Raw genomic sequence first — 22,679 nt, 5'->3', positions numbered from 1 at the left:
GGATGCGGTGCGCGTGCTCAGCGCGGGTCCTCCGCGAGGATCCGCTCCATGTTCCGCTCGGCGAGCGCGGTGATGGTCACGAACGGGTTCACCCCGAGCGAGCCCGGGATCAGGGAGCTGTCGACGACGTACAGCCCCTGATGTCCCTTGGCCCGACCGTAGTCGTCGGTCGCGTCGCCGAGGACGCAGCCGCCGAGCGGGTGGTACGTGAAGTTGTCGGCGAAGTTCCTGTTGTCGCCGAACAGGTCGTACCGGTAGATCGTGAAATTGGCCCGGTTGATCCGGTCGAAGAGGTTCCTGGCGGCCTGGACGGAGGGGGTGTTCTGGTCGCGGCGCCAGTTGAGCCGCGCCGAGTCGGTGGCCGCGTCGTACGTGAAGTGCCCGCGCTCGGGGTTCTTGGTGATGGCCAGGTACATCGAGATCCAGTGCTCGAAGCCCATCGGCAGCGGGGCGATCTCGGCGAACACGGGGTTGGCGGCGTTGTCCCAGTCGTCGATGCCCAGGGCGGGCATGGTGGCCTGGTTGCAGCCGACCGTGTCCCACAGGTGGTTGGCCCGGGCGGTCATGACGTTGCCGTTGTGGCCCCAGCCGAGCCCGACCTTCTCGTTGAGCCCGGGCAGGGTGCCCCGCTCGCGGGCGCGCAGCAGGATCTCGGTGGTGCCGAGGCTGCCGGCGCCCAGGAAGAGCTGTTTGCAGCCGAGTTCCCTGACCTGGGTGACCTTCCCCGTCACGTCGCTGGTCTGCACGGTGAGCACGTACCCGCCGGCCGGGTCCTGGCGGACGCCGACGACGCGCTGCATGGTCTCGATGGTGACGTTGCCGGTGCCGATCGCGGCCGCGAGGTAGGTCTTGTCGACGCTCTTCTTTCCGAAGTTGTTGCCGTAGATGACCTCGCCGGCGAGCGCGGAGCGGGTGGCGGTGCCGGCGGCCTCGCGCTGCATGTACCCGAAGTCGTACACGTTGGGCACGAAGGTGGTCTTCAGGCCGGTGTTCCGGGCGTGCTTGCGGGAGATCCGGGCGAAGCGGTACCACTCCGTGGACTCGAACCAGGCCGGGTCGATGTCGTTGACGCCGAGCATGGCGCGGGCGCGCGGGTAGTACGTGCCGTACATCTCGTCGGCGTTCACCCGGGGCAGCACCTCGGTGAAGTACGAGCGCCGGGGCGTGGGGGCCATGCCGCCGTTGACGAGGGATCCGCCGCCGACGCCCCGGCCGAGGTAGACGGACATGTCTCCGTGGTTCACACGGTCGAGGACACCGGGGTAGGGGCTGATGTCCCGGTTGACGACGTCGAGCCAGAGGAACTGGGCGAGCGGGGCCTCGGTGCGGGTGCGGAACCACATGGAGCGCTGGTCGGGCGCGGAGGTGGAGGGGAAGACCTTGCCGTCCGGGCCCGGGGTGTTCCAGAGCCGGCCCATTTCGAGGACGACGGTCCGTACCCCGGCCTGGCCGAGCCGGAGGGCGGCCACGGCGGAGCCGTAGCCGGAGCCCACGACGATGGCGGGGGCGTACTGGGCGGCGGGGGGCTCGGCGGCGGCCGCCGACTGGAGCCCGATGCGCGTGAAGCCGAGGGCTGCGGCGGTCTGGAGGGCGCCGATGCCCAGGAAGTGACGGCGCGTCAGCTGAGGTGTCATGGCCGCATCATGGGCGGAATCGGGCCGTCCACCCAGAGGCGGTGTTGACAGACATCTGAGGAACAGTCAGGTGTGGCGGAGGATCACGGGCCCGCGGCGGGCGCGCCGGGGCCTCGGCAGGCGCTCCCGGCCCGCCGCCGACGCGCCCCCGCCGGCGGCGTCCCGCGGCGGATCGCGGACAGCGCCGGCAACCCCGGGCGGCGTCAGAGCAGTGCGCGCAGGCGCTCGGCCAGCAGGTCCCAGCGCCACTTCTCCTCGACCCAGGCGCGACCCCGCTCCCCCATGCGACGGCGCAGCTCCGGGTCCCGGAGCAGGGCGATCACGCGGTCCGCCGCGTCCTCGGGGACGCCGCCGCGGACCACCCAGCCCGTCTCGCCCTCCAGCACCGCGTCCGGGGCCCCGCCCGAATCGCCCGCGACCACCGGCAGGCCCGTCGCCGAGGCCTCCAGGTAGACGATGCCGAGGCCCTCCACGTCCAGCCCGCCCCGCCGGGTCCGGCACGGCATCGCGAACACGTCCCCGGCGCCGTAGTGCGCGGGCAGTTCGGCCCACGGGACGGCGCCCGTGAAGACCACCGAGTCCGCGACACCGGTGGAGACGGCCAGCGCCCGCAGGTCCGCCTCGTACGGGCCGCCGCCGACCACCAGCAGTACGGCGTCCGGCACCGCGGCCAGGATCCGCGGCATCGCCTCGATCAGCGTGTCCTGTCCCTTGCGCGGGACCAGCCGCGAGACGCAGACCACCACCGGCCGGTCCGTCAGCCCCAGCCGGGCCCGGACCTCGGCCCCGCCCGAGCCGGGGTGGAACGTCTTCTCGTCCACCCCCGGCGGCAGCTGCACCATGCGCGCCGCCGCCTGCTCCGTCAGCGCCGAGGCGATCCGCGAGCGCGTGTACTCGCCCAGGTACGTCAGCGTGTCCGTGCCCTCGCCGATCCGGCGCAGCAGCTGCCGCGCCCCCGGCAGCTGCGCCCAGCCCGCCTCGTGCCCGTGGGTGGTGGCCACGATCCGCTTCGCCCCGGCCCGGCGCAGTGCGGGGCCCATCAGCCCCAGCGGGGCCGCCGCCCCGAACCACACCGACTCGCAGCCGTGCTCGCGCAGCAGCCCGACGGCCCGCCGGGTCACCCGCGGGGTCGGCAGCAGCATGGTCGTACGGTCGCGGACCACCTGGAAGGGCTGTTCGGCGTCGAAGGCGGCGGTGGCCTCGTGGCCCTCCGCACCGCGCTTCCACGTGGAGGCGTAGACGACGATCCGGTCGGGATCCAGCCGCAGTGCCATGTTGTGCAGGAAGGCCTGGATGCCGCCCGGTCGCGGCGGGAAGTCGTTGGTCACGATCAGGGTCTTGTGCATCGCCTGCCGACAGTACCGGAAGCCCCCGGGCGGCCCCGCCCCCGCCGTCCGAAGTGCCCTAGGGGGTGCCCAGCTCCTGGCGCAGGCTCGCCTGCCAGGCCAGGGTCAGGCCCGGCAGATCGCCGCCGACGGTGTCCTCCAGGGCCGTCGCCAGGGGCTCGCGGCCCGCCCGTTCGTAGAGGCTCACCAGCGTGGCGTCGCCCCATTTCGCCGCGATCAGCCGGCAGGCCAGCCATGCGCCCTCGTACGCGCGGGCCATCGCCTCCGGGTCGCCGCCGAAGGCGAACTCCGCGTCGCCGGGGAGTTCGGCGGGCAGCTGCCCGGCACGGACCGCCCGGCCCAGCGCCGGGGCGGCCTGCTGCGCGCCGACGGCCCCGCCGCGGTAAGCCGCCCAGTCCGCGAAGCCCTCCGACAGCCACAGCGGGGTCTTGGCGGTGGTCGCGGCCCGGGTGGCCACGTGCGTGACCTCGTGGGTCAAGACGATGCCCCGGCCCGCCGCGCTGAGCTCCGCCCAGCCCTCCGGGTTGACGACGACCCGGTCGGCGGGGGCCGGCGCGGCTCCCACGCGGCCCGTCGTGACGGCGCCCATGCCCCGGTACTCGGCGGCCGGCCTGCCCAGCAGCTCCGCCATCCGCTCCAGGGAGCCCGGCACCAGCACCACCACCCGGCCCGCCCATTTCCCCGTCCAGGCGGCGCTCGCCGCGGGCACGGCCCGCTCGGCCTCCGCCGCGATGTCGGACAGGTCCCGCGCGGGGCGGCCGACGCCGAGCACCAGTGCGTGGGCGCCCCGGACCACCTCCACCGGCCCCTGGTCCCACAGCTGCGGCCGCGCGCCGGGCGCCGGCCGGTCGCCGGTGACCCGCCACCGCCCGCCGTCCGCGCCGTCCCGGCTCAGCAGCACCTCGCGCGCCGAGTCGGCCGGGGCCGCGTCGTAGCCGGCGAGGCGGTAGCGCAGTCCGGCGCGGACGGTGGCCCGGTCGCCTTCGCGGCGGACCGCGGTGACCTCGTACGCCCATCCCTCCAGCGGGATCCCGGCGAGCTGCGCGGGCGGGGTCCGCGACCAGGCGGCGACGGCCTCCCGGACGTCCCGCTCGGCGGGGTCCCGCACCGCGGGCGCCCCGCACGCCGCGAGCAGCACGCCCAGCAGGAGCGGCAGGACGCGTACGAGGAGGGGCCGACGGACCGGGGGCATCCGACGATCGTACGCACGCCCCGCGCCGCGGAGGGGTCAGGGACGGGTCACGGAGGACACCGGCATCATCCCGACCGGGTCGTAGCGCACCCGCGCGCCCGGGTACGGGGCGTGGACCACCTGGCCGTTGCCGACGTACATGCCGACATGGCTGGCGTCGGAGCGGTACGTGACCAGGTCGCCCGGCTGCGCCTGCGAGAGCGGGACCTGGCGGCCCGCGTACCGCTGGGCCTGCGAGGTGCGCGGCAGGGAGACGCCCGCCTGCCGGTACGACCACACCATCAGCCCGGAGCAGTCGAACCCGGAGGGCCCGGTGGAGCCCCAGATGTACGGGCGCCCGACCGCGGCCCGGGCGGCCATCACGGCGGTCGCGGCGCGGCCCGAGGAGGGGCCGGGCGAGTTCGGCTCGGGCAGGCCGTCGGAGCGGCCGCCGGAGCGCGAGGCCCGTTCGAACTCGGCCCGCTCCTCGCTGGGCATGGCGCCCAGGAGCCGGCGGGCGGAGGCCAGCTTGGCCGTGACGGCGCGCTTCTGGCGGGCCACGTCGGCCCGTACGGCGTCGAGTTCGGCGAGCTTCCCGGAGGCCTCGTGGCGCTGCTGGCCCAGCCGGCGCTGCTCCTTGCGCAGTTCGTCGAGCTGCCAGGTCTGGCGGTCCGTCAGCCGGTTGAGCTGGGAGGCCTTGTCGAGGTATTCGTCCGGGTTGCCGGACAGCAGCAGCTCGACGGTGGGGTCGATCCCTCCGGAGCGGTACTGGGCTCCGGCGAAGGTGCCGAGGAGGCCGCGCATGGTGTTGATGCGGTCCTGGCCGCGGGCCAGCGCGTCCTGGGCCCGGTCGATCTCGGCCCGCAGCTTCTCGGCCCGCTCGCCCGCCCGGTTGTAGCGCTCGGTGGCCTGTTCGGCCTCCTCGAAGAGCCGGTCGACCTGGGCGCGGGCGCCGCCCGCCGGTTCCTGCGGCAGGGCGGGGGCCGCGGTGGCCGTCGCGCCCGTCAGGGCCGCCGCGGCGGTGGCCGCGGCAGCGGTCAGGACGGTGACCTTGGAGTTCCTGTCGAGGCTGCCGTGCCCGGGCCGACGATGGGACGCCATGGGAACCGCTCCCTTCCGCTGCGCGGGGCCGGGTCCGCCCCCGTGGACGGCTGTGTGCCGGGTTCCGCGCTGGCAGACAGTAACCGCGCCACCACGCACCGGCCAACGACCCCCGGGACGCGGACACGACGACGCCCCGCCGGAGATGCAGGTCACCGGCGGGGCGTGTGGTCACAGCGGGGCCGCGGAATTCGCCCGGATGGGCGGCGTACGGCGCGTCCCGCGACGGGCGCGCGGCCCTCAGGGGTCAGCCGACGCGGACGCCGAACTGGAAGGGCATGTTCTTCATGGCCTCGTAGCGGACGCCGCCGCGCGGGTTCGAGGCGTGGAAGACCTGGCCGTTGCCCGCGTAGAGGCCCACGTGGTGCAGGTCGCCGTAGAAGAGGACCAGGTCTCCGGGCTGGAGGTCGCTCTCGTTGTAGATGCGCGTGCCGTCGTTGGCCTGCGTGGTGGTGACGCGGCTGATCTTGACGCCGGCCTGGGCGTAGGCCCACTGGGTCAGGCCCGAGCAGTCCCACGAGTCGGGGCCGGTGTCGCCCATGTGGTAGGCGTCGCCCTTCTGGGTGATCGCGGCGGCGAGGGCCGCCCCGGCCCGGCCCGAGCCCTTCACCGCGCCCTTGGCGCCGGCGGCGTCCGCGGCGCTCTGGCCGTCCTTGGCCGCGTCGCTCTTCAACTGGCCCCGCTCCTCGGCGGTCAGCGTGTTGAGGAGGGCCTGGGCGTCGGCGAGCTTGCTCTGGGCGGCCGCCTTCTTCTCGGCGAGTTCCTTGCGGACGGCGTCGAGGTCGGCGAGCTTGCCGGTGGCTTCCTGGCGCTGCTGGGCCAGCGCGCGCTGCTTGGCCTGGATCTTCGATATCGCCTCGACCTGCTTGCCGCTCACCTGCTGGAGCGTGGAGGCCTTGTCGAGGTAGCCCTCCGGGTCTTCGGAGAGCATCAGCAGGACGGACTGGTCGAGGCCGCCGCCGCGGTACTGGGCGGTCGCCATCGAACCGAGGGTGTTGCGCAGGTTGTTGAGCTCGTCCTGGCCGCGCGCCACCCGGTCCTGGAGCTGCGAGATCTCCTTCTCCAGCTGGTCCTGGCGCTCCTTGGCCCCGTTGAACTTCTCGGTGGCCTGCTCGGACTCCTCGTAGAGGGCGTCGACCTTGCTCTTGACCTCGTCCTTGCTCGGCTTGGCCGGGGCGGCCATGGCCGAGTGGGAGGAGAGGGCGACGGCCGCGGTGGCGAGGGCGGTGAGCACGCTCACGCGGGTGCGGGTCGGCGGCTTGGGTCGACGGTGGGACGCCACGAACGCGAGCTCCTTCATCCTGGAGCCGCCGAATTACGGTCGCAAGGCTCGGCAGCGCGCCTCCGCCGTCACCCCGAATGAGTGAACTACCGCACGAAGGTTTGAGCCCGACCCTAGTGACCTCGCTGTGATCAGTTCAAATCCTGTCGGCAAAAAACTTCGCCGCCGACCAGCTTCTTTACCTACAGCCCACGCTCCGTACAGGGCACTTGACGGTACGTTCCCTGCCGGCCCTGCGAAATCGGGCATTGCGCCGAGGAGTTACGAAACGCGCGAAAGCCGCTTCAGCAACAAAGCGGACGCCACGGGCCGGGCGCCGGCCTTCGCCACGCCGTCGGCCACCTCGCGGTCCGTGGAGACCACGACCACCGGCCGGCCGGGGGGCTCCGCGCGCACCAGCTGGCGGATGAGCTCGTCCGCCGTCACGCCCGGCTTCGAGAACAGCACCCGCACCCCGCGCGGCGGCGCGAGCAGCACCGGGGCCGCGAGCTCCGCACCGTCGAAGACGCACGTCATCTCCGCGCCCGTCTGCACGGCCAGCATCGACAGCCCGCCCAGCAGCCGCAGCCGCTGCTTCTCCAGCGGCATCGTCGGATAGCCGGTCTTGGTCACGTTGTAGCCGTCGACCACCAGATGGGCCTGGGGCAGCGCCAACAGCTGGTCCAGCAGCGCCGGATCGGTCTCCGACAGGGCGCGTGCCGCGATGTCCTTGGGGGTCATCCGGCCCGGCTCCACCGCGTCCACGGTGTCGGCCGGCCGCGTGGAGACCGGCGGCAGCGCCAGCTCGCGGCGCAGCCCCTGGGCGGCGTCCAGCACGGTGTCCAGCAGCAGCCGCAGCCGCATGTCCTCCACGCTGCGGCCCTCGCGGGTGGCCCTGCGGGAGGTCTCCAGCGCCGCCTCCACCTCCGCGAGACGGGACTTGAGGCGCCGGGTCTCGCTCTCGGCGGCGGCCACCTGCGCGGCCGCCTCGCCCCGGATCCCGTCGATCTCGGCGGTCACCTTGCGCAGGGCCGCCTCGCCCCGCTTCACATCGCTCTGCGCGCTGCGCAGCTTGCGATGAAGCGATTCCGCTTCCTTGCGCGCCGCGTCCAGCTCCGTCCGTACCGTCTCGCCGCCCAGGCGCTGCGCGTCCCGCGCGTGGGCCAGTTCCTCGCGCAGCCGGTCCAGTTCGCGCCGGGTCTCCTCGCCGACCCGCTCGGCGTCGGCCCGCTGGGCCTCCTCGCCGGCGGCGGCCACCAGCTTCACCCACCCGACCGGGCGCAGGACGTACGCGGCGGCCGCCACGTCCAGCGGGTCCGCGGCGGCGGGCGGGGCGCCGGACTCCAGGGCACCGGTGAGCTCGGCCTGTGCCTCGCGCAGCTTCTCGGCGACGCGGCCCCGGAAGACGGCGTCCGCCTCCACCGCCGCGGCCATGGCGTTGCCCGCGAACTTGGCGCGCCGGGTCGGGGTGAACCGGGCGTACTGGCGCAGCTGCGCCGGGAGGTCCGCGACCGTCAGTCCGCCGAAGGCGTCCGAGACGAGCGCGACGACCCGGCGCCGCACGCCTTCCGGCAGCGGGCGGTCGAGCACCTCGGCGGCGTCGCCGGCCGCGTCGGCCGGCTCAGCGCCGCTTGCTGGCTCCACAATCCGTCACCCCTACCGTCATTCACCTGTGGGCGGGGCTCCGTCAGGAGTCCGCGCCCGGCCTGTCCACGAGCTCGATCTGGTCCACCGCGTTGCACCAGCGGCAGCGGACCGACTCGATGGTCTCATTGACCACCTCGCGCTCCTCGACCTTGGGCTCCCCGGCGAGATCCAGGTGGACGTACTCCACGACCTTCGACGAACGAGTGACGTCGAAACGCGTGAGGTTGCCGCACAGCGTGCAGCGCCACCGGGTGGTGTCGGTCGGCAGGGGAACCGTCATCAGGCCGCTCTCTCCTTCGTAGCTCATTCAATTAAAGCCGCCGTCCGCGTCAATCGGCGGACCGCAGCACGTAACCCTACGGCCTGCCGGTCCTCGCGGCGGGCCCACTTGGGTCATGCTCGATCGCATGATCGTAAGGTGGCAGGCCCTCCGGGAGGCCGCCCGGGGCCCGGTGGTCGTCCACGCGCTGATCGCCGGCTGCTGCGCGGTGTTCCTGTTCTGCCCGGCCTCGGGGCTGAATCCCTCGTACGGGACCGGCGAGCGGTTACTGGAGACGGGGACCGCGTACTTCCGGCACTGGGGCGTCGTCCCGGACGAGCTCTTCACCGGCTCCGCACGGGCCCTGCTGACGCCGCTCACCGCCCTGTTCGTGCACGGCAGCTGGCTGCACCTGCTCGGCAACATGCTGTTCCTGTACGTCTTCGGCGTGATGACGCAGGAGCGGATGGGGCGGCCGGAGTTCCTGACGTTCTACGTCTGTACGGGCTACCTGGCGCTGGCGGCGTACGCGGCGGCCAACGCCTCCTCGGCGCAGACGCTGGTGGGCGCCTCGGGCGCGATCTCCGCGGTGCTGGGCGCCTTCCTGTGCCTGTTCCCGCGCGCACGGGTGACGAGCCTGTTCCCGTTCCTGCTGTTCCTGCCGCTGCGCTTCCCGGCGTGGATGGTCCTGCTGTTCTGGTTCGCCCTCCAGTGGGTGGCCGCGCACCGCGCGGGCAGCGGCCCGGGGGTGGCGTACCTGGCCCACCTGGTGGGCTTCTCGCTCGGCTTCGCCTACGCGTGGGTGCGCTATCGGCGTACGACTAGAGTGAGGCGACCAGCGACGGCCACCGAGGGAGACAGCCAGCCGTGATCACCGCGATCGTGCTCATCAAGACCAGCGTGGACCGCATCCCCGAGATCGCCGAGTCGATCGCCGCGCTGGACAGCGTCAGCGAGGTCTACTCCGTCACGGGGACGTACGACCTGATCGCCCTGGTCCGCGTGGCCCGCCACGAGAACCTGGCGGACATCATCCCGGGCCGCATCAGCAAGATCCCGGGCGTCGAGGCGACGGACACGCACGTGGCCTTCCGCACCTACTCCCAGCACGACCTGGAAGCGGCCTTCGCGATCGGCCTCGACGCGTAGCGAGCCCTCAGAGGCGGGGCAGGCCCTCCCCGGCCCGCGCGGGCCGGCCCTCTGCGAGCCGGAAGACGTACCCGCGCAGGTGGTCCTCCAGGCCGCGGTCGATGTGGGCGACGTACACCCGCGCCCCGGCGGCGGCATCGTTCCTCCAGTCGCCGCGGGCAGTGGCCCACGGAACACGAACTCACTGCCGTACTCGTCCTCGTACATGACGTGGTCGGGCGCGCACTGGCGCCCGGTGAGGCAGGTGTCGGTGCTGGCCGCGTAGAAGGGGCCCGGCACACCGCGCCGGTCCCGCTGCTCCCAGCCGTCGGGCGCCGGCCCGGACCAGTCCCGGCTCACCCGGTCCCCCCGCCACAGCGGATGCTGCTCACCCGCCATGGCGCGAACGGTCGGTACCGGGTCCCAGTACGTCATGATCCGCAGAGTCTCACACGGCCGGGACGCAGCGGCCCTCCTCCGTGCGGTACTGCCACTTGGCTCCGGAGGTGACCAGTTCCTTCACGGCGCCGACGAAGCGGTCGACGTGCTCGTCCGGGGTCCCGGCGCCGAAGCTGACGCGGATCGCGTTGAGGGAGCGCTCGCCCGGGGCCGCCTCGGGGGCTCCGCATTCGCCCTGGGCCTGGGGCTCGCTGCCCAGCAGGGTGCGGACCAGCGGGTGGGCGCAGAACAGGCCGTCGCGGACGCCGATCCCGTACTCCGCCGACAGCGCCGCCGCGAAGTGCGAGCTGTTCCAGCCGTCGACCACGAAGGAGATGACGCCGACCCGCGGGGCGTCGTCCCCGAAGAGGGAGAGGATCCGGACCGCCGGGACCTCCGCCAGGCCCTCGCGGACCCTGTCGATGAGGTGGCGCTCGCGGGCGACGAGGTCGTCGAAGCCCGCCTCGGTCAGGGCCTTGCAGGCGGAGGCGATCGAGTACACCCCGATCACGTTCGGGGAGCCGGCCTCGTGGCGGGCCGCCGTGGTGTGCCACTCGACGTCCACGCCGCCGTCCGCGCGGCGGGCGACCTTCCGGGAGGCCCCGCCGCCGGCCAGGTACGGCTCCGCCTGCTGGAGCCAGTCCGCCCGGCCGGCCAGCACGCCCGAGCCGAACGGCGCGTACAGCTTGTGCCCGGAGAAGGCCACCCAGTCCACGTCCAGCTCCTGCACGGAGACGGGGTGGTGCGGGGCCAGCTGGGCGGCGTCCAGGACGATGCGCGCGCCGTGGGCGTGCGCCGCGGCGGCCAGCTCCTTCACCGGCCACAGCTCACCGGTGACGTTGGACGCGCCGGTGACGCAGACCAGCGCGGGACCGTAGGGGTCCCGCTGCGCGAGCGCCCGCTCCAGGGTCTCCACGGCCTGGGCCGGGGTCCGCGGCGCGTTGAGGTACGTGACCTGCGCGTCCCCCCACGGCAGGAGCGAGGCGTGGTGCTCGGTCTCGAACACGAACACCTGGCAGCCGGCCGGCAGCACGGCGGCGAGCAGGTTCAGCGAGTCGGTGGTGGACCGGGTGAAGATCACCTGGTCGGACGGACGGCAGTCGAGGAACCCGGCGACCGTGGCCCGGCTCTGCTCGAAGAGGTCCGTGGACAGCTGGGAGAGGTAGCCCGCGCCGCGGTGGACGCTGCCGTAGTACGGGGCGTACGCGGCGACGTCGTCCCAGACCCGCTGGAGCGCCGGGGCGCTGGCCGCGTAGTCGAGGGCCGCGTACGTGACCTCGCCGCCGGTGACGAGCGGGACGGTGACGTCCCGGCCGAGGACCGGCAGCGGCCCGGTGCAGGCGGGGTCGGCGGAGTCGGTCACGGCGGTGGCGGCGGTGGTGGTGGCGTTCGGGTACGTGGACATGGCGGTATCTCCCGGCAGGACAGGCTGAATGGCTTCGGACGGCCCGTACGCGGGTGCACGCGGCACACGCATCCCGGAAACGGGTGCGCGGATGCACGGGTGCGAGTGGTACGGGGATTGCCTCGACGCGCGGACGGCTCAGGACCGCACGGAGGGTGAAGAAGGGGCGGAGTCGCCCTATCGCATTCGCTTGCTCACGGAAAAGCTCCTCGAGAGACCAGGACCCCTGGTGTCGAGGGATCCGCGCTTGCCGCAGGCCTTTCTGCCTGCGACCTGGTCATCACCCGGGGCACCCCGCCACGGAAGGAGGGTTGCCGGACAGCAAGCCGGGGCCAAAACGCTGTCACTCGTGACCTGGTCAGCATCCTGCCACAAGATCCCCCGCGCACAAGACCCCGGTCCGCATGGTGATACGCGCGAACCGGGGTCCTGGCCGGAATCGGTCAGGCGTTGCTGGCCGCCACCCAGCGGTCCAGGGCCGCCCGGGCCGCGCCCGAGTCGATGGACTCCGCGGCGCGGGCGATCGCGGTGCGGATCTGGTCCTCCAGGGAGCCCGCGCCCGGGTCCAGGGCCACCAGGGCCGCCGCCGCGTTCAGCAGCACCGCCTCGCGCACCGGGCCGCTCTCGCCGGCCAGCAGCCGGCGGGCGACGTCCGCGTTGTACGAGGCGTCCGCGCCCCGCAGCGCCGAGACGTCGACCAGCGGGATGCCGACGTCGCGCGGGTCGAACGGCTGCTCGTCCACCCGGCCGTCGCGGACCCACCACACGCGGGAGGTCGCCGTCGTCGTCAGCTCGTCCAGGCCGTCGTCACCGCGGAACACCAGCGCCGAGGAGCCCCGCTCCGCCAGCACGCCCGCCACGATGGGCGCCACCCGCGGGTCCGCGACACCCGTGGCCTGCGCCCGTACGCGCGCCGGATTGGTCAGCGGGCCGAGGAAGTTGAACGTGGTCCGGATGCCCAGCTCCTTGCGGGCCGCCGCCACGTGCCGCAGCGCCGGGTGGAACTTCACCGCGAAGCAGAAGGTGATGCCGGCCTCCTCCGCGACCTCGACCACCCGCGCCGGGGTGAGGTCCAGGTTGACGCCGAGCTTCTCCAGCACGTCCGAGGAGCCGCTCTCCGAGGACGCGGCCCGGTTGCCGTGCTTGACGACCTTGGCGCCCGTACCGGCCACGACGATGGAGGACATCGTCGAGATGTTCACCGTCTTGGCACCGTCGCCGCCCGTGCCGACGATGTCCACCGTCCGGCCCGGCACCTCGATCAGGTTGGCGTGGTCGTACATCGACCGTACGAGGCCGTTGATCTCCGAGACCGTCTCCCCCTTGGCGCGCAGCGCCACCACGAAGCCGGCGATCTGGGCGTCGGTGGCCTCGCCGCGCATGATCCGGTCCATGGCCCAGGCCGTCTCGTCGGCGCGCAGGTCCTGGCCGGACAGCAGGGCGTCCAGCACGCCCGGCCAGCCGCGGGCCGCCACGCTGTCGCCGCCTGCCGGGGTCGCAACGTTCATGGTCCGCTCCTGCTGTTGATCGGCCACCCGGTGTCGGGGCCCACTCGTATGGGAAGGGGTTCAGCCTATCCAGCCCCGGGGACGGCAAAGAGCCCCGTCCGGACACTGGACGGGGCTCTTGCCGTGGCGACGCCGGGACTGACCTGAATCAGTCCCTCATGCGGGATCAGTGGTGGCCGTGGCCGCTCTGGATCTCCTTGTACTCCTCCACCGTGGGCTTCGGAATCTGGCTGTCCTCCGCGTAGTAGCCCTTGCTGAGCTTCGCGCGGAGCTTCTCCATGCGGCCGACCTTGCGCTCGACGCCGTTCTCGTCGACCGTCGGGCCGATCTCGACCGGCTTGTACTGCTCGTGCGCGGTCAGCGTGTGCAGCTTGCCCTGCGTCAGCGGCTCGTGGACCTCGACGAACTCACCGTGCGGCAGGCGCTTGATGATGCCGGTCTCGCGACCGTGCAGCACCTTGTCGCGGTCACGGCGCTGGAGACCGAGGCAGATGCGCTTGGTGATGACGAACGCGATGACCGGACCGACGAAGAAGCCGATGCGGGCGAACCACGTGATGTTGTTGATCGACAGGTGGAAGTACTGCGCGAACATGTCGTTTCCACCGGCGATCAGCAGGATGACGTACCACGTCAGCCAGGCCACACCGAAGGCCGTACGGGTCGGGACGTTGCGCGGGCGGTCCAGGATGTGGTGCTCGCGCTTGTCCCCGGTGACCCAGGACTCGATGAACGGGTACACCGCGATCGTGGCCAGCACCAGCGGGAAGATCACCAGCGGGATGAACACGCCCAGGACGAGCGTGTGGCCCCAGAGGTTGATCTCCCAGCCGGGCATCGCACGGATGAGGCCCTCGGAGAAGCCCATGTACCAGTCGGGCTGCGCGCCGGTGGACACGTGGTCCGGCCGGTACGGGCCGAGCGCCCAGATCGGGTTGATCGAGGCGATCGCCGCGATGGCCGCGATGACACCGAAGACCAGGAAGAAGAAGCCTCCGGCCTTGGCCATGTAGACCGGCAGCAGCGGCATGCCGACGACGTTGTTGTTCGTCTTGCCGGGACCCGCGAACTGGGTGTGCTTGTGGTAGAAGACCAGGATCAGGTGGGCCACCAGCAGGCCCATCATGATGCCGGGCAGCAGCAGGATGTGGATCGAGTAGAACCGCGCGACGAAGTCGCCGCCGGGGAACTCGCCGCCGAAGAGGAAGAACGACAGGTACGTGCCGACGATCGGCACGGACAGGATCGCGCCCTCCATGAAGCGGACACCGGTGCCCGAGAGCAGGTCGTCCGGCAGGGAGTAACCGGTGAAACCGGTGAACATGCCGAGGACCAGCAGCAGGAAGCCGAAGATCCAGTTGACCTCGCGGGGCTTGCGGAACGCGCCGGTGAAGAACACGCGCATCATGTGCACGAGCATCGCCGCGACGAAGATCAGCGCCGCCCAGTGGTGGATCTGACGGATCAGCAGACCACCGCGGACGTCGAAGCTGATGTCCAGCGTCGAGGCGAAGGCCTCGGACATCTGGACGCCCTGCATCGGCACGTACGAGCCGTGGTACACGACCTCGTTCATGCTCGGGTGGAAGAACAGCGTCAGGTACACACCCGTGAGGATGATGATGATGAAGCTGTAGAGGCAGATCTCACCCAGCATGAAGGACCAGTGGTCCGGGAAGATCTTGCGCATGTTGGACTTGGCCAGGCTGTAGATGCCCAGGCGTCCGTCGGCCCAGTCGGCCACCCGTTCGCCCTTGGAGGGCGCCGGGCGCTTCGTGTCGGTGGCAGTGCTCATCCGCGCTCCCAGAATGCAGGACCGACGGGCTCTTCGAAGTCGCCGAGCGCTTCGAGGAAGCCTTCACCGTTCACGCCGATCCGCAGCTGCGGAAGCGCGTGGCCGGCCGGACCGAAGATGACTCGGGCGCCGTCGGAGAGGTCGAAGGTGGACTGGTGGCACGGGCAGAGCACGTGGTGGGTCTGCTGCTCGTACAGGCTGATCGGGCAGCCGACGTGGGTGCAGATCTTCGAGTAGGCCACGATGCCCTCGTGGGACCACTCGAGTTCCTGCTTGTCCTTGATGTCCTCCGGCTTGATGCGGACGATCATCAGGGCGGCCTTGGCGATCTGCGTCTGGAAGTCGTGCTGCTCCTCCTCCAGGCCCTCGGGCCTGGCGAAGGTCAGCGAACCGACCAGCACGTCCTCGGGACGCAGCGGCTCGTTCGTGTTGTCGTTGATGAGCAGCTTGCCCCTGCTCCACACGGTCTTGCGCAGCTTCTCCTCGGGCAGCGGGCCCAGGTCGCGCATGATCATGAGAGCGGACAGCGGCAGCATCGACAGCGCGCCGAGCATGGTGTTGCGGATCAGCGGGCGGCGGGCGATGCCCGACTCCTGCGCGCCGTCCGCAAAGTCCTGCATGACCTTCGCCTTGAGCTCCGGCGGCGCCGCGATCTCGTGGCGCTCGTCGGCGACCTCAACGTCGGACATCAGGGTGCGGGCCCAGTGGACCGCGCCCGCGCCGATGCAGAAGAGGGCCGTGCCCAGGGTCAGACCGAGCGCGAAGTTCAGCGCGCTCACCTTCCCGATCGGGAAGATGTAGACGATCTTGTCGACCGGGAGGGTCACGTACGAGGCGATGAAGCCGATCGTGGCCAGCATCGACAGCGTGAACAGCATCGCCACGGTGCGCTCGGAGCGCTTCGCGGCCCGCTCGTCGATGTCCTGGATACGGGGCTTGTGGACCGGAAGGCCCGGGTCGGCGAACGGATCGTCCGCGACGGTTACGCCACCGTGGTGCGCGTCGCCCTGCTCGCTCGGCAGGTGCTTCTCTTCGGGAATGTCTTGGCTACTCATGACTTCTTGGCCTTAGCGGTGTGGGCCGCGACCCAGACGGCGACAGCGATCAGCGCACCCAGGCCGAAGATCCAGCCGAACAGACCCTCGGAGACGGGGCCGAGGCCACCGAGCTTGAGACCACCGGGGCTGGTCGACTTATCGCCGTTCACGTGCTGGAGGTACGCGATGATGTCCTTCTTCTCCTTCGTCGGCATGGTGCTGTCCGGGAAGGAGGGCATGTTCTGCGGGCCGGTGAGCATGGCCTCGTAGATGTGCTTCGGCGAGACGCCCTCAAGGTTCGGGGCGTACTTGCCGTTCGTCAGCGCGCCGCCCTCGCCGGTGAAGTTGTGGCACTGCGCGCAGTTGTTGCGGAAGAGCTCACCACCCCTGGCGATGTTGGCGCCCGCCGGGTCGTACTGCTTCTCGGTCGGCACGATGGGGCCGGCGCCGAGGGAGGCGATGTACGCGGCGAGCTGGTCGATCTGCGCCTGGTCGTAGATGACCGGCTTCTTCGGCACCTGCACGCCGGGCTGCTGGGCGGGCATGCGGCCCGTGCTCACCTGGAAGTCGACGGCCGCGGAGCCGACGCCGACCAGGCTGGGGCCGTCAGAGGTACCCTGACCGCCGGTTCCGTGGCAGCTTGCGCAACCCACGGCGTAGAGCTTCTGGCCCTCCTCGATGGCGAGGGACTGGGCGGTTTCATCGGCCTGCGCCTTGCCCGCGGGGGCGAAGGCGGCGTACAGCCCCCCAGTGGCCGCCAGCGCGAGGAGTAGAACGACGACCGCCGCCAGCGGATGGCGTCGTCGTGCGGAGAGCTTTTTCACGGATTACCCCGGTGTCAGGATCTTCTGCGTCGGTGTTTCTGGATGGAGTGCCGGGTCTGGCCCGGTGACGTGTTCGCTACTTGATCAGGTAGATCGTCGCGAAGAGGCCGATCCAGACGACATCGACGAAGTGCCAGTAGTAGGACACGACGATGGCCGACGTGGCCTGTTCGTGGGTGAACCTCTTGGCCGCGTACGTCCGGCCGAGGACCAGCAGGAAGGCGATGAGACCGCCCGTCACGTGCAGACCGTGGAAGCCGGTGGTCAGGTAGAACACCGAGCCGTACGGACCTGACTTGAGAGACATGCCCTCGTGCTTGACCAGCTCGGTGTACTCGAACACCTGGCCGCCAATGAAGATCGCACCCATGACGAATGTGATCATGAACCACGACCGGAGCTTCTTCACGTCACCGCGCTCCGCGGCGAATACGCCGAGCTGGCAGGTGAGGGAGGAAAGCACCAGGATCGTCGTGTTCGTCGCCGAGAAGGGCAGATTCAAGGCCGAAGCCTGCTCTGTCCAGTACTCGGCACCTGTCACGGATCGCAGGGTGAAGTACATCGCGAAGAGGGCCGCGAAGAACATCAGCTCGGAACTCAACCAGATGATGGTTCCGACGCTGACGAGGTTCGGCCGGTTGACCGTCGGGTGCGCGTGCCCGGTATCTACTGTCGTTGCTGTCGCCACGACCGACATTATGTCGGTCGCTTATCCCGCCCTCACCCCGGGGGGTGCCGTTCGGAGTGTCAGGGGCGTGTGCAAGGCCCGAACGGCCCATCAGATCTGCCCTGGATCTTCATCGGCGAGGCTGTTCGAACCGATGTTGACACGGGGTCGGACGGAGTAGCATCCCGCGCAACATCAACGTGATTCACGGCACCGTGGAGGAACGAAATGCGGTCGACTGCACGGGTTCTGGTCTACAGCGACGACGCGGGCACCCGCGAGCAGGTGCGGCTGGCGGCCGGGCGCAGGCCGGCCGCGGACCTGCCCCCGGTCGAGTTCGTGGAATGCGCCACCCTCCCGGCCGTCCTGAGCGAGCTGGACGCGGGCGGGATCGACGTGTGCGTGCTGGACGGCGAGGCGGTCCCGGCCGGCGGCATGGGCGTGTGCCGGCAGATCAAGGACGAGATCTTCCGGTGCCCGCCGGTACTGCTCCTGATGGGGCGTCCGCAGGACGCCTGGCTGGCCACCTGGAGCCGCGCGGACGCCGCGGTGACCCTGCCGGTCGATCCGGTGGAGTTCGCGGACGCCCTGGCGGGCCTGGTGCGTTCCCGGCTGTCTTCGGCGGCCTAGGGGCGTACGGCGGACCAAGGCCGGGCCCGGAAGGCCTGACACCCCCCTAGGGGACACCGCCAAAGGCCGCCGGCGCGCGGGAGTCCATGTGTTCGTGTGGACTCCCGCGCGCCGGCGGCGGGCCGTACGGGCCCTCCCGGCCCGGGGCCGCGCCGGCCCCGGCGACCGGGCTCAGACCTGCGGGCGCAGCCGGGCCTGGTCGATCGGACTGCGGCCTTCCTGGGTGCCCTTGAGGAGAGCGCTGCCGTCGCGCCACTCCTTCCAGTCCAGGTTCCAGTCGCCGAAGCCGTTGCCGAAGGGCTCCATGTCGTCGCCGATGCTGTTGATCACCCGGACGATGTCGCCCTCGGTGATGTTCTCGTAGAACCAGGCGGCGTTGCCCGTGCTCATGCCGGTGCAGCCGTGGCTGACGTTCTCGGAGCCCTGCGAGTCCACGGACCACGGTGCGGCGTGCACGTATTCACCACTCCAGGTGACACGGGTCGCGTAGTAGACGGGCAGGTTGTAGTACTCGCTGCCGCCGATGCCGACGGTGTCGCCGCGCATCTGGACGAAGTACTGCTTGCCGAGCACCACCTTGACCCCGTTGCGGGTGGAGAACCCGGGCTTTCCGGTGGTCACCGGAATGGTGTTGATCACTTCCCCGTTGCGCTCGAACGTCAGGTAGTGCGAGGACGCGTCGGTGGTGACCTCGACCCGGTCGCCGATCTCCAGCGTCAACGGCGTGGCGGCGGCCCCGTGGAGCTCATCGTTGATCTTGATGCCCTCCAGGTTGCTCCGTACGGAGACGGTGGAGTGCGCGGGCCAGTAGTCCTTCGGGCGAAAGTGCAGGTTCTTGTCGTCCACCCAGTGCCAGGCTCCCTCGACGCCCGGCGGAGTGCTGACGACCAGGCCCCGCTCCACGATCGCCCGGGCGGCCTTGTCCGTGATGGGCTCGTTGAGCACGGCCGTAAGGGGCTGGCCCACGCCGTACTTGCCCTCGTCCGGCCCGAATTCGACCTTGAGGACCTTCTCCGCCGGAGTGGTCTCGAACGTCAGCCTGCGCTGCCCCGGAGCGCCCCGCTCGTCCTCGGTGTTCACCAGGACCGTGTAATGGACGCCGGCGGCCATCGGGGCGGTGCTGTGCCAGCGGTCGCCCTTGGCGCTCAGCTCGCCCGCGAGACGGCGGCCCTGGGCGTCCACGGCGGACACGTCGGTGATCCGGCTGCCGCCGGTGCCCTTGGCGGTGATCTCCAGGGGCTTCTCGGGGTCGACGGGCCGTCCGCCGGGCGGCTGGTTGAAGACGACCTGGTCGCCCGCGTCGTACGGGCGGGCTGACAGCGGGTTGTCTCCGGGCCCGCAAGCGGTGACGCCGGCCCCGAGGGACGCCACCAGCACGGAGCAGCTGAGTACCGTCCAAAGACGCGGTGAGTGCTTCATGGAGCCCACGCTATGAAGGTATGACCATTACTGCGCGCGGGGTGACTGCAAACGAGGGGCCCGGACTCCTCCATCGGAGGTGTCCGGGCCCCAGGTCCTGTCTTGCCGCTGTGGTCCTACTGGTTCTGGTTCTCACCGCGGTAGTACTCGTACACCCAGCCCCACAGGCCGATCAGGATGATCGGGGCCGAGAAGTACATGAGCCACCAGCCGAAGACGACGCCCATGAACGCGAAGGCACCGCCGATGGCCAGCGAGAGCGGCTGCCAGCTGTGCGGGGAGAAGAACCCCAGCTCGCCCGCCTCGTCGGCGACGTCGGCCTCCAGGTTGTCCTGGGCCATCTCGTCCACGCGCTTGGCCGTGAAGGCCAGGTAGTAGCCGATCATGACGCTCAGGCCGAAGGCCAGGAAGAGCGCGGTGGTTCCGACGGGCTCCTTCGACCACACGCCGTACACGACGGCCATGATCAGGATGAAGAAGGAGAGCCAGAGGAACATCTTGCCCTGGATCTTCACTTGCCGGCCTCCTTGCCACCCGCGACGGCCTTGGGGGCCACGCTGTGGTCCTCAAGGTGGTCGAGGGCCGCGATCTCGGGGTGGTGAAGGTCGAACGCCGGGGATTCGGAACGGATCCGCGGCAGGGTGAGGAAGTTGTGCCGCGGCGGCGGGCAGGACGTCGCCCACTCCAGCGAACGGCCGTAGCCCCACGGGTCGTCGACCTCGACCTTCTTGCCGTACTTCGCCGTCTTCCAGACGTTGTACATGAACGGCAGCATCGACATGCCCAGCAGGAACGAGCTGATCGTCGAGATCGTGTTCAGGGCGGTGAAGCCGTCGGCCGCGAGGTAGTCCGCGTAACGGCGCGGCATGCCCTCGGCGCCCAGCCAGTGCTGCACCAGGAACGTGCCGTGGAAGCCGATGAACAGCGTCCAGAAGGTGATCTTGCCGAGGCGCTCGTCCAGCATCTTGCCCGTGAACTTCGGCCACCAGAAGTGGAAGCCGGCGAACATCGCGAACACCACGGTGCCGAAGACGACGTAGTGGAAGTGCGCGACGACGAAGTACGAGTCGGAGACGTGGAAGTCCATCGGGGGCGAGGCCAGGATGACGCCGGTCAGACCACCGAAGGTGAAGGTGACCAGGAAGCCGATCGTCCAGAGCATCGGGGTCTCGAAGGACAGCGAGCCCTTCCACATGGTGCCGATCCAGTTGAAGAACTTCACACCGGTCGGTACCGCGATCAGGAAGGTCATGAAGGAGAAGAACGGCAGCAGCACACCGCCGGTGACGTACATGTGGTGGGCCCACACGGTCACGGAGAGGCCGGCGATCGCGATCGTCGCACCGATCAGACCGATGTAACCGAACATCGGCTTGCGGGAGAAGACCGGGATGATCTCGGAGACGATTCCGAAGAACGGCAGGGCGATGATGTACACCTCTGGGTGTCCGAAGAACCAGAAGAGGTGTTGCCAGAGCAATGCTCCGCCGTTTGAGGCGTCGAATACGTGGGCGCCGAACTTGCGGTCGGCCTCCAGCGCGAAGAGCGCGGCGGCCAGGACCGGGAAGGCGAGCAGGACCAGGACACCGGTCAGCAGCACGTTCCAGGTGAAGATCGGCATGCGGAACATCGTCATGCCCGGAGCGCGCATGCAGATGATCGTGGTGATGAAGTTGACCGAGCCGAGGATCGTGCCGAAGCCGGAGAAGGCCAGACCCATGATCCACATGTCGGCGCCGATGCCCGGCGAGCGGACCGCGTCCGACAGCGGGGAGTAGGCGAACCAGCCGAAGTCGGCGGCGCCGTTCGGCGTCACGAAGCCGGCCACCGCGATGGTCGAGCCGAAGACGTACAGCCAGTACGCGAACATGTTCAGCCGCGGGAACGCCACGTCGGGCGCGCCGATCTGCAGCGGCATGATCCAGTTCGCGAAGCCCGCGAAGAGCGGGGTGGCGAACATCAGCAGCATGATCGTGCCATGCATGGTGAACGCCTGGTTGAACTGCTCGTTCGACATGATCTGCGTACCCGGACGAGCCAGCTCGGCGCGCATGAGGAGCGCCAGCAGACCGCCGATGATGAAGAACACGAACGAGGTGACCAGGTACATCGTGCCGATGGTCTTGTGGTCGGTAGTGGTCAGCCACTTCACGACGACATTGCCCGGCTGCTTGCGCCGCACCGGCAGCTCGTTTTCATACGAGTCGGCGGCGGCACCCTGAGGTTCGTTGAGGATGCTCACAGTTTGTTCGTCTCCGCATTCCGGGCCGGGTCAGTCTGCTTGATGCCGGCCGGGAGGAAGCCGGTCTGCCCCTTCTCGGCCAGTTCCTTGAGGTGCGCCCGGTAGGCCTCGGGCGAGACGACCTTGACGTTGAAGAGCATCCGGGAGTGGTCGACGCCGCAGAGCTCGGCGCACTTGCCCACGAAGACGCCCTCTTCGGAGGGGGTGACCTCGAAGACGTTGGTGTGGCCCGGGATCACGTCCTGCTTGAACAGGAAGGGGACCACCCAGAAGGAGTGGATGACGTCGTTCGACGACAGGATGAAGCGGACCTTCTCGCCCTTGGGCAGCCAGAGGGTCGGCCCCGGGTTGCCCGTCTCCAGGTTCCGGTCGTTGGGAACGCCCTTCTCGTAGACGCCCTCGGCGCCCGCGGGGAATTCCTTGGTGAAGCGGTCCGGAATGTTGGCGAGCTCCTTGGGGACCTCGCCGGCCTTCGGGGTCGCCGCATCTCCGTCGACGTTCTCGACGTAGTTGAAGCCCCAGCTCCACTGGAAGCCGATCACGTTGATCGTGTGCGCCGGCTTGGGGGTGAGCGCGAGCAGCTTCGACTCGTCACGCGCGGTGAAGTAGAAGAGCACCGAGACGATGATGAGCGGGACCACGGTGTACAGCGCCTCGATGGGCATGTTGTACCGGGTCTGCGGGGGGACCTCCACCTTCGTCCGGCTGCGCCGGTGGAAGATGACGCTCCAGATGATCAGGCCCCAGACCAGGATGCCCGTGATGAGGGCAGCTGCCCACGACCCCTGCCACAGGGACAGGATGCGAGGCGCCTCCTCCGTGACCGGATAGGGCATTCCGAGCCGGGGGAAGTCTTGCCAGTTGTACGAGCAACCAGTGGCGGTCGCCAGGACCGCGCCCGCAGTCAGCGCCTGCAGCAGCTTCCGCCGCATCGGGCGCCGCGGCGAGCGGTCGGAGCCGTAGGGACTCACGTAGCGCCTTCCCGAGAGTCTCGGCCCGCGCGGCCGGCCGCGGCCGTATTCGGGTCGGTCGCCGGCCCTGACGCAGGCAGGGGTTTGGATGTTTATGCGGACCAAACCCTACTGGACGCTATTTGGGGTCGCGCGGGGAGGGTGCCCAACGCGCCGCTACTGCCCCCGAAGGGATGGATCCGCCGTACGGGGGACG

At 70.4% G+C, this 22,679-nt stretch carries 20 protein-coding genes and 1 riboswitch; of the genes, 3 read left to right on the top strand and 17 right to left on the bottom strand.

The window, feature by feature from the left end; genetic code table 11:
- Positions 1-17: 17 nt before the first annotated feature.
- From ACFYXV_RS22730 to ACFYXV_RS22700, 7 genes are all read right to left on the bottom strand, one after another.
- Positions 18-1,634 (bottom strand): GMC oxidoreductase, encoded by a 1,617-nt coding sequence (locus ACFYXV_RS22730; RefSeq protein WP_385474219.1) that lies wholly within the window; start codon positions 1,632-1,634, stop codon positions 18-20.
- 203 nt (positions 1,635-1,837) lie between these two features.
- A complete protein-coding gene (locus tag ACFYXV_RS22725; RefSeq protein WP_385474221.1) occupies positions 1,838-2,980 on the bottom strand; it encodes a glycosyltransferase family 4 protein in 1,143 nt (380 codons plus the stop codon).
- Between the two features lie 58 nt (positions 2,981-3,038).
- Positions 3,039-4,172 (bottom strand): hypothetical protein, encoded by a 1,134-nt coding sequence (locus ACFYXV_RS22720; RefSeq protein WP_385474222.1) that lies wholly within the window; start codon positions 4,170-4,172, stop codon positions 3,039-3,041.
- A 36-nt stretch (positions 4,173-4,208) separates the two neighbouring features.
- Positions 4,209-5,252 carry an NlpC/P60 family protein gene (locus ACFYXV_RS22715; RefSeq protein WP_389383855.1) on the bottom strand — a complete coding sequence of 348 codons (1,044 nt, stop codon included), beginning with the start codon at positions 5,250-5,252 and terminating at the stop codon, positions 4,209-4,211.
- Between the two features lie 247 nt (positions 5,253-5,499).
- Positions 5,500-6,534 carry an NlpC/P60 family protein gene (locus ACFYXV_RS22710; RefSeq protein ID WP_383343988.1) on the bottom strand — a complete coding sequence of 345 codons (1,035 nt, stop codon included), beginning with the start codon at positions 6,532-6,534 and terminating at the stop codon, positions 5,500-5,502.
- Between the two features lie 261 nt (positions 6,535-6,795).
- Positions 6,796-8,160, bottom strand: a complete 1,365-nt coding sequence (locus ACFYXV_RS22705) for an NYN domain-containing protein (protein ID WP_389383893.1) — start codon at positions 8,158-8,160, stop codon at positions 6,796-6,798.
- Positions 8,161-8,200: 40 nt separating this feature from the next.
- Positions 8,201-8,440 (bottom strand): hypothetical protein, encoded by a 240-nt coding sequence (locus ACFYXV_RS22700; RefSeq protein ID WP_008738811.1) that lies wholly within the window; start codon positions 8,438-8,440, stop codon positions 8,201-8,203.
- Between the two features lie 127 nt (positions 8,441-8,567).
- Here ACFYXV_RS22700 and ACFYXV_RS22695 point away from each other — a divergent pair, with 127 nt between their 5' ends.
- Positions 8,568-9,290 carry a rhomboid family intramembrane serine protease gene (locus ACFYXV_RS22695; RefSeq protein WP_383343985.1) on the top strand — a complete coding sequence of 241 codons (723 nt, stop codon included), beginning with the start codon at positions 8,568-8,570 and terminating at the stop codon, positions 9,288-9,290.
- A complete protein-coding gene (locus tag ACFYXV_RS22690) occupies positions 9,287-9,568 on the top strand; it encodes an Lrp/AsnC family transcriptional regulator (RefSeq protein ID WP_008738815.1) in 282 nt (93 codons plus the stop codon). Before ACFYXV_RS22695 ends, ACFYXV_RS22690 begins: the two co-directional genes overlap by 4 nt.
- A gap of 427 nt (positions 9,569-9,995) precedes the next feature.
- Here the strand turns inward: ACFYXV_RS22690 and ACFYXV_RS22685 are convergent, their stop codons facing one another.
- The 6 genes from ACFYXV_RS22685 to ACFYXV_RS22660 all read right to left on the bottom strand — a co-directional run bounded on the left by ACFYXV_RS22685 (position 9,996) and on the right by ACFYXV_RS22660 (position 17,251).
- Positions 9,996-11,390 carry an aminotransferase class V-fold PLP-dependent enzyme gene (locus ACFYXV_RS22685; RefSeq protein WP_389383854.1) on the bottom strand — a complete coding sequence of 465 codons (1,395 nt, stop codon included), beginning with the start codon at positions 11,388-11,390 and terminating at the stop codon, positions 9,996-9,998.
- A 238-nt stretch (positions 11,391-11,628) separates the two neighbouring features.
- Positions 11,629-11,745: riboswitch (SAM riboswitch) on the bottom strand.
- A gap of 88 nt (positions 11,746-11,833) precedes the next feature.
- Entirely contained in the window at positions 11,834-12,898 is a 1,065-nt protein-coding gene (trpD, locus tag ACFYXV_RS22680) for an anthranilate phosphoribosyltransferase (protein ID WP_385474229.1), read from the bottom strand.
- Positions 12,899-13,064: 166 nt separating this feature from the next.
- On the bottom strand, positions 13,065-14,693 hold the full coding sequence (locus ACFYXV_RS22675; RefSeq protein ID WP_383343972.1) for a cytochrome bc complex cytochrome b subunit: 1,629 nt from the start codon (positions 14,691-14,693) through the stop codon (positions 13,065-13,067).
- A complete protein-coding gene (locus tag ACFYXV_RS22670) occupies positions 14,690-15,748 on the bottom strand; it encodes a Rieske 2Fe-2S domain-containing protein (protein ID WP_382989733.1) in 1,059 nt (352 codons plus the stop codon). The genes ACFYXV_RS22675 and ACFYXV_RS22670 overlap by 4 nt, the downstream gene beginning before the upstream one ends.
- The gene (locus tag ACFYXV_RS22665) at positions 15,745-16,554 is read right to left on the bottom strand and encodes a c-type cytochrome (protein WP_385474232.1); all 810 of its coding nucleotides are present in this window, start codon (positions 16,552-16,554) and stop codon (positions 15,745-15,747) included. Before ACFYXV_RS22665 ends, ACFYXV_RS22670 begins: the two co-directional genes overlap by 4 nt.
- Positions 16,555-16,630: 76 nt before the next feature.
- Positions 16,631-17,251, bottom strand: coding sequence for a heme-copper oxidase subunit III (locus ACFYXV_RS22660; RefSeq protein WP_048476286.1), 621 nt, complete (start codon positions 17,249-17,251; stop codon positions 16,631-16,633).
- Positions 17,252-17,449: 198 nt separating this feature from the next.
- Here ACFYXV_RS22660 and ACFYXV_RS22655 point away from each other — a divergent pair, with 198 nt between their 5' ends.
- Entirely contained in the window at positions 17,450-17,851 is a 402-nt protein-coding gene (locus tag ACFYXV_RS22655) for a hypothetical protein (protein WP_048476285.1), read from the top strand.
- Between the two features lie 171 nt (positions 17,852-18,022).
- Here ACFYXV_RS22655 and ACFYXV_RS22650 read toward each other — a convergent pair whose 3' ends face one another.
- The 4 genes from ACFYXV_RS22650 to coxB all read right to left on the bottom strand — a co-directional run bounded on the left by ACFYXV_RS22650 (position 18,023) and on the right by coxB (position 22,483).
- Positions 18,023-19,270 carry an Ig-like domain-containing protein gene (locus ACFYXV_RS22650; protein ID WP_385474235.1) on the bottom strand — a complete coding sequence of 416 codons (1,248 nt, stop codon included), beginning with the start codon at positions 19,268-19,270 and terminating at the stop codon, positions 18,023-18,025.
- A gap of 116 nt (positions 19,271-19,386) precedes the next feature.
- Positions 19,387-19,785, bottom strand: a complete 399-nt coding sequence (locus ACFYXV_RS22645) for a cytochrome c oxidase subunit 4 (RefSeq protein ID WP_383343959.1) — start codon at positions 19,783-19,785, stop codon at positions 19,387-19,389.
- Positions 19,782-21,512, bottom strand: a complete 1,731-nt coding sequence (ctaD, locus tag ACFYXV_RS22640; RefSeq protein ID WP_366104235.1) for a cytochrome c oxidase subunit I — start codon at positions 21,510-21,512, stop codon at positions 19,782-19,784. The genes ACFYXV_RS22645 and ctaD overlap by 4 nt, the downstream gene beginning before the upstream one ends.
- Positions 21,509-22,483: a cytochrome c oxidase subunit II gene (gene coxB, locus ACFYXV_RS22635; RefSeq protein ID WP_383343956.1), complete on the bottom strand. Its 975-nt coding sequence runs from the start codon at positions 22,481-22,483 to the stop codon at positions 21,509-21,511. The genes ctaD and coxB overlap by 4 nt, the downstream gene beginning before the upstream one ends.
- Between the last annotated feature and the right edge of the window lie 196 nt (positions 22,484-22,679).

The organism is Streptomyces sp. NPDC002181 (assembly GCF_042890485.1).
Taxonomy (GTDB): Bacteria; Actinomycetota; Actinomycetes; order Streptomycetales; family Streptomycetaceae; genus Streptomyces.
Note: the sequence above shows the minus strand (reverse complement) of the source record. Positions and strands in the feature narration are given on the sequence as shown.